The organism is Mesorhizobium sp. ESP7-2, assembly GCF_020164715.1.
Classification (GTDB): Bacteria; Pseudomonadota; Alphaproteobacteria; order Rhizobiales; family Rhizobiaceae; genus Mesorhizobium.
Genome location: NZ_JAIUGQ010000002.1, coordinates 194,922 through 207,911, shown reverse-complemented (window position 1 = coordinate 207,911; position 12,990 = coordinate 194,922). Strand labels below are relative to the sequence as shown.

The 12,990-nt window shown below is 64.3% G+C and carries 12 protein-coding genes; 4 read left to right on the top strand and 8 right to left on the bottom strand.

The features are described 5' to 3' along the window. Positions 1-3 precede the first annotated feature (3 nt). The 4 genes from LB543_RS03300 to LB543_RS03285 all read right to left on the bottom strand — a co-directional run bounded on the left by LB543_RS03300 (position 4) and on the right by LB543_RS03285 (position 3,351). Entirely contained in the window at positions 4-1,434 is a 1,431-nt protein-coding gene (locus tag LB543_RS03300) for an ATP-binding protein (RefSeq protein ID WP_224613044.1), read from the bottom strand. Beyond that, a complete protein-coding gene (locus LB543_RS03295; RefSeq protein ID WP_224613043.1) occupies positions 1,431-2,105 on the bottom strand; it encodes a response regulator transcription factor in 675 nt (224 codons plus the stop codon). The genes LB543_RS03300 and LB543_RS03295 overlap by 4 nt, the downstream gene beginning before the upstream one ends. 46 nt (positions 2,106-2,151) lie before the next feature. Next, the gene (locus LB543_RS03290; protein WP_224613042.1) at positions 2,152-2,547 is read right to left on the bottom strand and encodes a hypothetical protein; all 396 of its coding nucleotides are present in this window, start codon (positions 2,545-2,547) and stop codon (positions 2,152-2,154) included. Positions 2,548-2,733: 186 nt separating this feature from the next. Then, positions 2,734-3,351, bottom strand: coding sequence for an outer membrane protein (locus LB543_RS03285; protein ID WP_224613041.1), 618 nt, complete (start codon positions 3,349-3,351; stop codon positions 2,734-2,736). A 476-nt stretch (positions 3,352-3,827) separates the two neighbouring features. On the opposite strand from LB543_RS03285, the gene LB543_RS03280 reads away from it, so the two are divergent. Further along, positions 3,828-4,091 (top strand): DUF6460 domain-containing protein, encoded by a 264-nt coding sequence (locus LB543_RS03280; RefSeq protein ID WP_027047739.1) that lies wholly within the window; start codon positions 3,828-3,830, stop codon positions 4,089-4,091. A gap of 3 nt (positions 4,092-4,094) precedes the next feature. Here the strand turns inward: LB543_RS03280 and LB543_RS03275 are convergent, their stop codons facing one another. After that, positions 4,095-4,997, bottom strand: coding sequence for a histone deacetylase (locus tag LB543_RS03275; RefSeq protein WP_224613040.1), 903 nt, complete (start codon positions 4,995-4,997; stop codon positions 4,095-4,097). 130 nt (positions 4,998-5,127) lie between these two features. On the opposite strand from LB543_RS03275, the gene LB543_RS03270 reads away from it, so the two are divergent. Continuing rightward, entirely contained in the window at positions 5,128-6,468 is a 1,341-nt protein-coding gene (locus LB543_RS03270; RefSeq protein ID WP_224613039.1) for an MATE family efflux transporter, read from the top strand. On the opposite strand, the gene LB543_RS03265 is transcribed toward LB543_RS03270, so the two are convergent. Further along, positions 6,461-7,540 (bottom strand): quinone-dependent dihydroorotate dehydrogenase, encoded by a 1,080-nt coding sequence (locus tag LB543_RS03265; protein WP_224613038.1) that lies wholly within the window; start codon positions 7,538-7,540, stop codon positions 6,461-6,463. The two genes, LB543_RS03270 and LB543_RS03265, sit on opposite strands and share 8 nt — an antisense overlap. Then, the gene (locus LB543_RS03260; protein WP_224613037.1) at positions 7,540-7,887 is read right to left on the bottom strand and encodes a DUF952 domain-containing protein; all 348 of its coding nucleotides are present in this window, start codon (positions 7,885-7,887) and stop codon (positions 7,540-7,542) included. Before LB543_RS03260 ends, LB543_RS03265 begins: the two co-directional genes overlap by 1 nt. Positions 7,888-7,994: 107 nt before the next feature. Between LB543_RS03260 and LB543_RS03255 the strand changes: the two genes are divergently transcribed. Together LB543_RS03255 and LB543_RS03250 are read left to right on the top strand one after the other, a co-directional pair. Then, on the top strand, positions 7,995-8,426 hold the full coding sequence (locus LB543_RS03255; RefSeq protein WP_140765119.1) for a hypothetical protein: 432 nt from the start codon (positions 7,995-7,997) through the stop codon (positions 8,424-8,426). A 122-nt stretch (positions 8,427-8,548) separates the two neighbouring features. After that, positions 8,549-9,208 carry a response regulator transcription factor gene (locus tag LB543_RS03250; RefSeq protein ID WP_027145680.1) on the top strand — a complete coding sequence of 220 codons (660 nt, stop codon included), beginning with the start codon at positions 8,549-8,551 and terminating at the stop codon, positions 9,206-9,208. A gap of 66 nt (positions 9,209-9,274) precedes the next feature. Here the strand turns inward: LB543_RS03250 and LB543_RS03245 are convergent, their stop codons facing one another. Then, positions 9,275-12,784, bottom strand: a complete 3,510-nt coding sequence (locus LB543_RS03245) for a NahK/ErcS family hybrid sensor histidine kinase/response regulator (RefSeq protein ID WP_224613036.1) — start codon at positions 12,782-12,784, stop codon at positions 9,275-9,277. Positions 12,785-12,990 lie beyond the last annotated feature (206 nt).

The window sequence follows — 12,990 nt, the reverse complement described above, 5'->3', positions numbered from 1 at the left end:
GGGTCACGAACGAACCGGCAGTTCCATGCGGATGCGGGCACCGCGCCATGAGCCCGCCAGGATCCTGATCGTTCCCTCGTGCCGCAGCGCGATCTGCCGGGCGAGGTTCAGGCCCAAGCCGGCCCCGCGCGACTGCGGCTGCAGGCGATAGAAGGGCTCGAAGACATTCTCTCGCTCTTCCTCAGGAATGCCCGGGCCTTCGTCGCGCACTTCGATGCCGCCCGTCCTGTCGATCGCAATCGTGATGGTACCGCCGCCGCCGCCATGCTCGATGGCGTTGCGCATGAGGTTGGCGAGTGCCCGCTCGATCTGCAGCACGTTGACTTCGACGCGTGTCTTGTCGGTAGAAGGCTCGAAGGCAAGGTCGTAGCCGGCCTCGATGGCGAGTGGCGCGAAGTCGGCCGCCACCCGGCTGACCAGATCGTCGAGATCGACGATCTCGCGCTGGTCGGATGGACGGTCGAGCAGTTGATGGTCGAGCAGTTGCTGGGCAAGATGCGACAGGCGCTCGATATCATGCAGCCGCCGCACGCTTTGCGGCTCCTGTCGCAGCAACTCGGCGCGTGTGCGTAGGATGGCGATCGGCGTGCGCAATTCGTGCGCCGCGTCGGTGAGGAAACGGTTGTGCCGGTCGTATCCCTGCGCGAGGCGGGCCAAAGCCTCGTTGAAGGCATGCACCAGCGGCGCGATTTCCTGCGGCACGTGCTTGACCGGCAACTGCATCGCGCGGGTACCGATATCGATGCGGGCAGCCTGGCGGACGGTTTCGACAAGGCCGGCAAAGGAGCGCCGGCCCACGGCCGGCGTCGTCACCAGCGTGGTGGCGCCCATGACGAGGACGATGGGCAGCAACAGGATCGCGATGACGAGCGCAAGCGCCGGCAGGGCGCGCTCCCAGTTCCTGCTGCCGTCCGGATACCGGGCGACCTCCACCGTCGCCGAAATGTTGATCTCGAGCCCGTCGGTCTCCTGGCGCGACGACTGCGTCGCGGCGATGATCTGTACCGCGCCGGCTTTGGTCGAAGCGTTTTCGATATAGGCTTCCGGCCGCGTGTCCTTGTCGGAGAATCCGATCGTGGCGTGGTCTGCTTGGCCGAGCAGGCCACCAAGGTCCTTGGCGTAGACATCCGGTATCGTGCCGGAACGGACGCTTTGCCCGCTACCGTCGCGAACGATGTACCAGACATTGGGGAAGCTCTGGCGAAACGCGGCGAGGTCTTGCGTTTCACGGACAATCAGCCTGCCATCCTTGTCGCGGTCGACGGCATCCTTGACGGCCGCGACAGCAGCCTCGTTGTCGATGAGCAGCCTCGGATTGGCGATCCAGAGGGCTGCCGCGCACAAAACGATGAAGAGGAGCAGCGTCGCCGCCTGGAGCAGAATCAGCCGGCGGACCAGGATCCATTGCAGCGAGCGCGCGCGCAGCTTCTTCACGAGGCTGCCCGCAGGAGATAGCCAAGATTGCGGATCGCTCGTATCTCGATGCCGGCGGCGACATCGTCGAGCTTGCGGCGCAGCCGCGAGACATGTGCGTCGAGCGCATTCGAGCCGATCTCGTCGTCCAGGGCGTAGACGGCTTCCTCGAGAGCGCTGCGCATGATCGTCCGGCCCGGCCGGCGGATGAGCGTTTCAAGCACCAGCCTTTCACGTCGCGGCAAATCGAGCGCCTGATCCTCGACCAGCGCCTCGCGATGGCGGAAATCATAGGTGAGGCGCCCGACCATTGTCTGGTTGGCGCGTGAGGTGAACGAGCGGCGATGCAGGGCGTGGAGCCGCGCGACGAGTTCCACCGTGGCGAAAGGCTTGACCATGTAGTCGTCGGCGCCGGCATCGAGCCCGGCGACCCGGTCGTCCAGCCCGCTCATCGCCGTCAGCGCGATCACCGGCGCATCCAGATGCAGGGCGCGCAGGCGCGGGATCAGACTGAGGCCGTCGCCATCCGGCAGCCGGCGGTCCAGCACCACGGCGTCGTGATGGCCCAGACGAGCCACCGCCTCGGCGTCGGCCAAGGTCGCGGCATGGTCGACGATGATGTCCAGACGCTCCAGGGCGGTCTTCAGCACGGAGGCCATTTCCGGTTCGTCCTCGATCAGCAGGACGCGCATTGGCGTTCTCCTTCACCCACTGCCGCAGGATTTGCGGTTCGGCGGTTCATTCGCATTCCAGCTTTGGCCGGCGGAAATTGGTGATGAACCAGCGGCCGCCGGAAGCGCGGGCGTAAAATGTGTAGAAGCATTCCTGACGCTCGATATAGCCGGGCGTTTCGGTCTCTTCATAGACGGTTCCGTGTTTTGTGTGGCGGACTTCGCCACTCGATGTCCCGGAAACCGCTGACGTCGAGACCTGGCGCCACTGATAGGCGCGCTCTCCCTGACCGAGGTCTACGATCGCCGTCGGCGGACCGTAATCCAGAACGACCGATTCGACCGGTTGTCCGACATAATTCTTCATGATGTCGGAGGCGCAACCCGCCAATGCGAGTGCGTTCGCAATGAACGATAGCAACGATAGCTTGGACGTCCGTCGGCCGGAGCGATGCGTGGACATTGCTGATTCCCATGGTGAAAATTCACGCAGGGGACCTAGATTGCGAAGATTACATCGACATTGCGACAAGCATGGATTGCTCTTTCCTCGAGGGAACGTCCGCGTCCGGGCATCGATGCATCGACGACAAGATCGCGCGATGCCGTTGCGGCCATCGCGCGATCGGGGTCGGCCCACTTGCTGTTTCTAGAACCGGTAGTTGATGCCGGCTTTCAACTCATGGCTGCCGATCGTCTCCTTGGATCTGCCTAGGGCCGATGTCGTTTCCACGCCGGGGGTGCGGACATAGTCGTACTCGACCTTGGCCGAGAGGCCGCCGGCGAAACCCTGCTCGATGCCGGCGCCGACGAGGTAACCGACCTTCCATCCGTCGCTGCTCCTCACGCCGTCGCCCTTGTCGAACCTGGTCATGGCCACGCCGCCGGTTCCGAACAGCAACGTCTGGTCGAAGCTCACACCGGCCTTCGCCTTGGCCGCGCCGCGCCATTTCTCCTTGATCTTGCCGCCCCGGACATCGTGTTCGGCGCCGCCCAGATAGGAACCTTCGATCTCGGCGCCGAGAACCGCCGGGCCCATCTGCTGGTTGTAGCCGGCCTGGACGCCGCCGCTGAACCCGTTTCGACCGGCGAACGGGTTCGGCATCCCCGTGAACGCCGTGCCGCCATGGACGCCGACATAGGCGCCGCTCCACTGGAAGGCAGGGGGATCATTGTAGGCAGGTGAGAGGTCGGCGGCCATCGCCGGCCCGAGAAGACACAGGGCGAGGGCACTCGCCGTCAGGACGATCTTTGCTTGAGGGGACACTGCATTACTCCAACACAAACGCGCATCCGCACCCGATACGCTGGTTAATTGCCGAGGAGCCTGACCGTTGAGGCGGTCAGCTCCGATGGGTGTCTTTCAGGGATGGTCGCGCGGTTCTGGGGACCGGCTTTCACCGGCGGTGGTAGGGGCAGAGCGCCGCGCGGTCCGTCACCTGAAAGACGCCTGGTATCTCGCAAGTGAAAATTGCACGCACATTGCGCAAAACCGGAAAATGACGGTTTTGTGCTTTATTTTCAATAAATTAAAATGAAATTGTTTACCCGAACTTAAGAATTGCGGGCTTTCGGAAGCCGCTCTGTCAGGCGCTTGAGCGATCCGGGCTTTCGATGGCGCTCAACATCTGGCTGCGGCTTATCAGTTTCCCCGTACAGACCGCACCGGCTTGATGGATGGCCGTCAAGCACGTATCTCTGGGCCGTGCCCACGAGTCCGGGCATCTCAATCGGGAGACGGCCTTGTCCGCACTGACGCGCTTTCTCGGCGACTCGCCGCTCAGGGTTATCCTGAAGCTGCTGGTGGTATCCTTTCTCGTCGGCCTGGTCATGAACGCCTTCGGCTGGTCGCCGATGGATGTATTCTACGGCATCCAGAAGTTCTTCATCGATCTCTGGAATCTCGGCTTCCACGCCATCGACCGCTTCCTCGGCTACATCCTGCTCGGTGCCGCGATCGTCGTGCCGGCCTTCATCCTGCTCAGGATCGCCAACTACCGGAAGTGACCTTCAGGCATAGCCCGACGCCACCTCGAACAGGATGGCGTGACGCGCGGCAAGTGCCGGCACATCGGTGGAATAGCCGCCGCCGATGACACCGCAGACAGGAATGCCGAGCGCCCGAAAATGGCCGACGACCATCTCGTCGCGGGCGCGCAGGCCGTTGTCGGAAAGCGCCAGCCTGCCGAGCCGGTCCCCGGCATGGACGTCGACGCCGGCATTGTAGAAGACGATGTCCCAATGCGCACGGCTGGAGAGCTCCGGCAGGATGGTATCAAGCCTTTCGACATAGGCCGCGTCGCCCGTGCCGTCGGGCAGCGCGACGTCGACGTCCGAGGCGATCTTGCGTGCGGGGTAGTTGCGCTCGCCATGCATGGAAAAGGTGAACACGCGTGGCTCATCGCCCAGAATATCGGCCGTGCCGTCGCCCTGATGCACGTCGAGGTCGACCACCAGGACCTTCTGCGCCGCACCCTCCGCGAGCAGCACCAGCGAGGCGACGGCGACATCGTTGAAGGTGCAGAAGCCGGCGCCTTGCGCGCGCCGCGCGTGATGGCTGCCGCCGGCGGTGTTGCAGGCAATGCCGTGGCGCAAGGCAAGCCGGGCTGCCAGCACAGTGCCGCCGGTGGCAAGCTGCGCGCGCAGCGAAACGCGCGGGCCGACCGGAAAGCCGATCTCGCGTTCGATTTTTTCCGGCACGGAACACAAGAGGACCTGGTCGACATAGGCGGCCGCATGGGCAAGCTTCAGCCACGGCGCCGGCGCGGGTTCAGCTGTGTTGAGCGCGCCGGGTCCGGCCAGTCCGCGTGCGCGCAAGGCCTTCATCAGCAGCGGATATTTGCTCATCGGAAAGCGATGGTTGGTGGCGAAGCCGGCGTCGTAGTCGGGGTGATGGACGATCTGCAGGAGCATGAACTGGGTCGGATGGCTTCGCGCCAGAGCGGGATTTCGGTTGGCCGTCGCGGACGGGCGATTGCGTGGTGGCCGGAAAATGAGGCACATCGGTTCCCCGATCAAGTCGCAATCAGCAAGGCAGCAATCTTTGGACAAGGGTGCCATCCCAACCGACGCCAGAGCCTTTTCCGTCACCAACCGCTCGGTGCTTGCCATCGCCGTGCCGATGACGCTCGCCTATCTGACGACGCCGCTGCTTGGCCTGGTCGATACGGCTGTTGTCGGCCAGTTCGGTGATGCCGCCTTGCTTGGCGGCCTGGCGGCCGGCGCATTGGCTTTCGACGTCGTCTTCACCAGCTTCAACTTTCTGCGCTCGGGCACCACCGGCCTCGTCGCCCAGGCTTTCGGGCGTGGTGACGCTCTCGAGGAACAGGCGGTGTTCTGGCGCGCCGTGCTGATCGCGGTCGTTGCCGGCGCCATGCTGGCAGCGCTTTCGCCGCTCATCGCCGTTGGCGGCCAGTGGTTCATGGATGCCGGACCACGCGTCAGCGAGGCGATGGGCGTTTATGTCAGGATCAGGCTGCTCGCCGCCCCGTTCTCGCTGATCAACTACGCCATCCTTGGCTATGTCCTGGGGCGTGGCGAGGGCGGGCTCGGGCTTGTCCTGCAACTGGTGCTCAACGGAATCAACATCGCGCTCTGCTTCCTGCTCGGCCTTGAACTTGGCTGGGGCGTTTCCGGTGTCGCCTGGGCGACCGTCACCGGCGAATTCCTCGCCATGCTGCTTGGTCTCGCGATCGTGGTGCGCCGGTTCCGATCCAGCCCGCCCTTGCCTCGCCACCGCCTGCTCGACATGGGCGCCTTCCTGCGCATGCTGTCGCTCAACCGCGACATCATGATCCGCTCGTTCTCGCTGCTTGCCGCCTTCGCGCTGTTCACCCGCCAGGGCGCACAGTTCGGAACAGTGACGCTCGCCGCCAACGCGGTGCTGATGAATTTCTTCCTCGTCGCCGGTTATTTCCTCGACGGTTTCGCCACGGCCGCCGAACAGCTCGCCGGCCGCGCCGTTGGCGCGCGTGCGGCGCAACCCTTCCGGCAGGCGGTCCGCCTGACCCTGTTTTGGGGCTTCGGCTTGGCCGGTGGCGCGACATTGGTGCTGTTGCTGGCCGGCGCTAATCTGGTCGCTGTCGTCACGACGTCGCAGGATGTCCGCGCAGTAGCCGATGCCTACCTGCCTTGGGCAGCGTTCACCGCGCTGAGTGGCGTGCTTGCCTTCCAGATGGATGGTGTCTTCATCGGCGCGACATGGTCGCGCGACATGCGCAACATGATGCTCTTGTCGTTCCTCGTCTTTGCCGCCGCGCTGATCACGCTTGCGCCCGCCTTCGGCAATCACGGCCTGTGGGCGGCCTTGCACGTCTTCCTGCTCGTGCGGGGATTGAGCCTGCTGACGATTCTGCGGGTCAGGGTGCGAACGGCGTTCAGCTGAGCGGCTTCGACGCCCACTGGTCGAGGTGGCTGTCGCGCAACTCGCGCATCGACCTGAGGTTCTCTGTTTCGGCAAAGCGTGCCATTCCGGCGACGATCCGGCCCGGTAGCGCTGGTCCGGCATAGATCATGCCGGTGTAGAGCTGGACGAGATCGGCGCCGGCACGGATCTTTTCCAGTGCGGTTTCGACCGAGTTGACGCCGCCGACGCCGATGATGGCCATTTCCGGCCCGAGCAGCTTGCGCATCTTGGCCAGCACGATGGTCGAGCGCTCGAACAGCGGCTTTCCCGAAAGCCCGCCCGTCTCCCGCGCGACGTCACCGCTACGCAGCGCCGGGCGGGAAATGGTGGTGTTGGAAACGATGATGCCATCGATCCGTTTTTCCATGACTTCGGCGGCGATATCCTCCATCTCGGCCTCGACCAGATCCGGCGCGATCTTGAGAAAGATCGGCGGCTGCGCGATTGCCGCCGCACGCGCGGCCATGACGCGCGACAGGAGCTCACCAAGCTGTTCGCGCGCCTGCATGGTGCGCAGGCCCGGCGTGTTGGGTGAGGAAATGTTGACGGTGAGATAGCTGGCGTGGGGCGCGAAGCGGGCGACGCCGCGCTCATAGTCGCCGACGCGGTCGGTGCTGTCCTTGTTGGCGCCGATGTTGACGCCGACTATGCCGGTGCGCCCCTTGCGCGCCGCAAGGCGTTTTTCAGCGGCGGCATGGCCCTCATTGTTGAAGCCCAGCCGGTTGATGACGGCTTCATCCGATGTCAGCCGAAAGATGCGCGGCTTCGGATTGCCGGATTGCGGCAGGGGCGTGATGGTGCCAACCTCGGCGAAGCCGAAGCCGAGGCCAAGCAGCGCATCGGGCACCTCGGCGTTCTTGTCGTAGCCAGCCGCCATGCCAAGCGGATTGGGGAAATCGAGACCGCAAAGGCTGACCTTCAGCCTTGTATCGCGAACCGTCCGCGCGCCGACCGGCAGGCCGCAGCGTAGCGCCGCGATCGACAGGCCGTGCGCGGTTTCCGGATCGAAGGTGAACAGCAGCTTCTGGCCGATCCGGTCGAGCACGCTCATTACCCCTCCAGGGCCGGGAACTGGTGAGTGCCGTCGGCACCGAGCGGCAGCGGCTTGACCCACAGCACCGACTTCAGGTCGAGCACGCCGTAGAGATGCGGAAACAGCGCGCCGCCGCGCGAGACTTCGTATTTCAGCGCATCGCCCAGGCCGGTTCCGTCGATGGCGACCAGCAGAAGGTCGGTCTGGCCGGAAAAATGCTTGGCCGCGGTTTCCTCGACCTGCTCGGCCGTCGAAAAATGGATGAAGCCGTCGGCGACGTCGATTGGCGCGCCGGTAAAGTGGCCATTGGCTTCGGCCTCGCGCCAAGGCGCTTGCGGACTTATCTTGTAGATAATCTGTGACATGGTTGCGCTATAATCCGAACCAGTCGCGCGGGGAAGGCCACGCCAAGGGTCTTCCCCATTTCCGGCGCAAACATGCGATATTTCAGGCTTTGGCCATGGAGGACAACATGCGTCTGCAGCACATCTTGATCCCCGCCGCGCTCGTTTCACTGGTCGCGGCCTCAGCTTATTCGGAAGAAGCCGACCGCTACCGGCTGGAAAAGTCTGATAACGGCTATGTCCGCATGGATACGCAGACCGGCGCGATGTCGATCTGCGAGGAGCATTCGGGCCAGCTCGTCTGCAAGATGGCGGCCGATGAACGCGCCGCCTACCAGGACGAGGTCGATCGCTTGCAGACCTCGATGAAGGCGATGGACGAGCGTGTCACCAGGCTGGAGAATTCGCTCTCCGCCCGCCTCGAATCGACACTGCCGAGCGAGGAGGATTTCAACAAGACGATGAGCTATATGGAGCGCTTCCTGAAGAGCTTCATGGGCATCGTCAAGGATATGGACAAGGACAGCGGCGGCGCCCAGCCCAACTCGCAGAAGACCTGAGCGCTAGTGACGAGGGAAAACGCGGCGCGCTGGCTTTGCCGCTTGAAAACAGCGCGCGGCCCCTCATAATCGTCCGACTGATCCCGCAAAAAGCAGTAAATCGGGATTCGGGGAGGGACATCTTGCCGTCAGGCTATACCTTCGTCATCGCCGACGACCACCCGCTGTTTCGCGGCGCCCTGCGCGAGGCGCTTGCGGGGATCGGCAATGTCACCGCCATCCACGAGGCCGGCGATTTCGAAAGCGCCAAGGCGCTGGTCGTGGCCAATGAAGATGTCGATCTCGTGCTGCTGGACCTGTCGATGCCTGGCGCCAGCGGCCTCTCCGGCCTGATCTCGTTGCGTGGCATCCATCCGGCGGTGCCGCTGGTCGTGGTGTCGGCGCATGACGATCCGGCGACCATCCGGCGCGCTCTCGATCTCGGCGCCTCCGGTTTCATCTCGAAGTCGGCCAGCATGGAAGAAATCCGCGGCGCCGTGCAGTCGGTGCTTGCCGGCGATATCGCGGCACCTGTCGGCGTCGATCTCGGCGTCGAACGCGATCCCGAAATATCGGACCTGATCAAGCGGCTGCAGGCGTTGACCCCGCAGCAGACCCGCGTGCTCGGCATGCTGGCCGAGGGCCTGCTCAACAAGCAGATCGCTTATGAACTCGGCGTCTCCGAAGCGACGATCAAGGCACATGTCTCGGCCATATTGCAGAAGCTCGGCGTCGACAGCCGCACCCAGGCGGTGATCCTGCTGTCCAAGATCGGCAGCGACCCGCTGCAGCCGGCGGGCTGAAGGCCAGGCGCCTGGTGCTCGCGGCTATTCTCGCTGAGACAGGTGATGGGCCTGGGTGCCTCGACATCACTCCGCCGCCCGCACCATCGGCCTGAACCTGGCCATCATAGAACGCAGGACCGCCGGCTTCAGCGGCTTGTTGATCATCGGGATGTCGAGGCCTGCCGCCGCTGCTCGCACCTCGTTGGAGCGGTCGGCCGTGACCAGCACGGCCGGCAGGTCGTCACCGTGGGTCGCGCGCAGCCTGATGATGATGTCGAGACCGGTTTCGCGGTCGAGATGGTAGTCGGCAAGCACGATGTCCGGACGGTGGATCGCGGCCCCGTCCAGATCCCCCGAGCCGGTCGCCGTGGCGACATTGCAGCCCCAGCCTTCGAGCAGCAGCCGCATGCCATCGAGGATGCGGATGTCGTTGTCGATGCACAGCACATGCAGCCCCGACAGCGAAGCCGCCGCGCGGGCCGGCGCCCTGGTCTCGACCTCGTGTCGCGGCTCCTGCGCGGCCGCCACCGGCAGGATGACGGAAAAGCGCGTGCCCTTGCCCGGATTGGAGAAGATGCGGATTTCGAGCCTGAGCACTCGGGCGATGCGGTCGACAATGGAGAGGCCGAGGCCAAGACCTTCGGCTTCGCGCGCACCTTCGTCGAGCCGGGTGAACTCATGGAAGACGGTGTTCAGCTTGTCGCCGGCAATGCCGATGCCGGTGTCGATGACCTGGATCTCCGCCAAGTCGCCACGCCGCCGCACACCGACAAGGATGCGGCCCCGGCGGGTGTATTTGATGGCGTTGGAAACAAGATTCTGGATCAGGCGACGCAACAGGTTGCGGTCCGTCGTCACCGTCAGCGACGACGGCATGATCGTCAGGCCAAGCTTCTTCTCCGCGGCCAGTGGCCGAAAATCATTGCCGATCTGGCGCAGCAGGCCATCAAGGCTGAAGGCGGTGTCATCAGGCTTCATGGCGCCGGCATCGAGGCGCGAAATGTCGAGCACGGCGCCCAGAATGGTCTCCACCGATTCCAGCGAGGATTCGATGTTGATGGCCGCCTTGCCGGCCGGCCCCTTGCCGGCCCTCTCGATCAGCGAGGAGCAATAGAGCCGGGCAGCATTCAAGGGTTGCAGGATGTCGTGACCGGCGGCGGCAAGGAAGCGTGTCTTGCCGAGATTGGCCTCTTCGGCGAGCATCTGGGCCTGTGCCAGCTCCTCGTTGACCCGGGTCAATTCCTCGTTGACCCTGGTCAGTTCGATGGTGCGGGTCTTGACGCGCTGCTCCAGCGATTCATTGGCGCGCTTCAACGCCAGGTCCTGCTCGACGCGGCCGGAGATGTCGGCATAGGTGGCGACGATGCCGCCGTCGGGCATCGGGTTGGAGCGCAGTTCCAGGATGCGGCCGCTGGTCTTCAGTTCCATCTGCCAGGGGCTGACGAAGCTGGTCAGCCGGTTGAGCATCGTCACGCGCTGGTCGCCAGGAATGTCGCCGCGCTCGGCGAGATGGCGAAGGATCTGGTCGAGCGAAACGCCGACCTGGCCCATCTCGTCGGGCAGGTCGAACAGCGCCCGGTACTGGCGGTTCCAGCAGATCAGCCGGAAGTCGCGGTCGAAGACGGTGATGCCTTGCTCCATCTGGTCGAGCGCGATCTGCAGCAGGTCGCGGTTGTGCTGCAGCGCTTCCGTGGCGTCGTCGAGCAGGCGGAAGGCGTCGCGGGATTCGCGGTCGTGGCGTCTGAACAGCAGCGACAGGATCAGCCGCGCCGAGGAGGAGCCGACGGCGCTGGCCAACAGCTGCTCGGAAAAGCGGATGACGTCCATGCTGGCCTGCTCGTTGCCGTGCAGCGAGGTGCCGTTGCTCTTCTCGAAGGATTGAAAGGACCGCTCGGTGCGCTCGACACCGAGATAGCGTGCGATCGTGTCCTTGAGGTCGTTGACGGTGATGGCGGTGCGGAAACGGCGCAGGCTCGGCATCGGGCCGGCTTCGCGCGGCACGAAGATCGACGCCTGGATGCGCTCCAGCGGCACCGACGCGCGCGACAGAGATCCGAAGACGAAGAACAGCGCGTTGACCGACAGGCTCCACAGCACGCCGTGGTTCAGCGGTTCGGCGACGGTGCCGAACAGGGCCTGCGGCCGCAACGCCTCGAAGCCGAACAGCCCATGCACGATGATGCCGGTATCGGGCGCGACGAGCGACGGCACCAGCAGCGTGTAGCCCCAGACCAGGATGCCGGCGACCATGCCGAGCGCCGCGCCCCGGCCGTTGGCGCCGCGCCAGATCAATCCGCCGATCAGGGCCGGCGCGAACTGCGCGATCGCCGCGAAGGACATCAGGCCGATCGAGGACAGCCGGGCGCTGTTGGTGCTCTCGCGATAGTAGAGAAAGGCAATGAACAGAAGGATGAAGATCGACGCCCTCCGTACATTGAGGATGAGCGTCGACCAATCCTCGTTCTCGGAGGTGGTCGTGCGCAACAGCCGGCGCACGAACAACGGGATGACCAGGTCGTTCGAGATCATGATCGACAGCGCCACGCTCTCGACGATGACCATTGCGGTTGCCGCCGACAGGCCGCCGATGAAGGCGGCCATGGCCAGGAAATCATGGCCGCTGAACAGCGGCAGCGACAGCACATAAAGGTCGCTGCTCGTTCTTGTGCCGACCAGCGTCAGGCCGGCAAAGGCGATCGGCAGCACGAACAGGTTGATCGCCACGAGGTAGAGCGGGAACACCCAAGTCGCCGTGCGCAGTTCGGCCTCGCTGCGGTTCTCGACGATGGTGACGTAGAACTGCCGCGGCAAAAGGATGATGGCGAAGCCGCTGAGACACGTCAGCACCAGCCAGGTGGCGAGCGACGTCGAATAGCCCATTGCCTGCCGCACCTGGCCATTCTCGGCCAGCCGGTCGAACATGTCGCCCGGCCCGCCGAAGATCAGGAAGGTGACCATCAGGCCGATGGCCAGGAAGGCGGCGAGCTTGACCACGGTCTCGACCGCGACCGCCAGCACCAGCCCGTCCTGGTGCTCGGTGGCGTCGGCATGGCGCGTGCCGAACAGGACCGAAAACAGCGCAAGCAGCATGGCGACGACCAGCGAGATGTCGCTGACGAACGGATCGAACGAGGGCGGCGAGCCCGTATAGTGCTCGACCATCAGGCTGACCGAGCCGGAGATCGCCTTCAATTGCAGCGCGATATAGGGCACGGCGCCGATCGTGGCGATCAGCGTGGCGATCGCGGCCACGGTGAAACTCTTGCCGTAACGCGCGCCGAGGAAGTCGGCGACCGAGGTGATCTTCTCGGTCTTGGCCAGCCGCACGATGCGGTTGAGCAGCGGAAAGCCGAACACAAACACCAGCACCGGACCTGTATAGATGCCGAGGAATTCGAGGCCGCGTTCGGAGGAAAGGCCGACCGAGCCGAAGAAGGTCCAGGACGTGCAGTAAATGGCAAGACTGAGCGCATAGATGAAAGGCCGTGCCCGGCCGGGCCCCGAAATCGCCGAGCGGCGGTCGCCCAGGCTGGCGATGGCGAACAGCAGCGTCACATAGGCGATAGCAATGATGACGATGAACAAGCCCTGCACGCCGGCAAGATCCTCCCTGTGCCGATTTTAACCTGGCCGGGTCAGACGCAATCACAGCTTGGGCGCCAAGTCCATCGCGGCTTTCGGCGCATGCGGGCGATGATTTCCGGCGGCTGCCCGAGGTAAGAAGAAACCGGCTGTTTTCTCTTTTTGCCCGTGTTGCAACTTCCGGTTTTTGTTATGTTTGATTTGGGTCGATGCCGGGA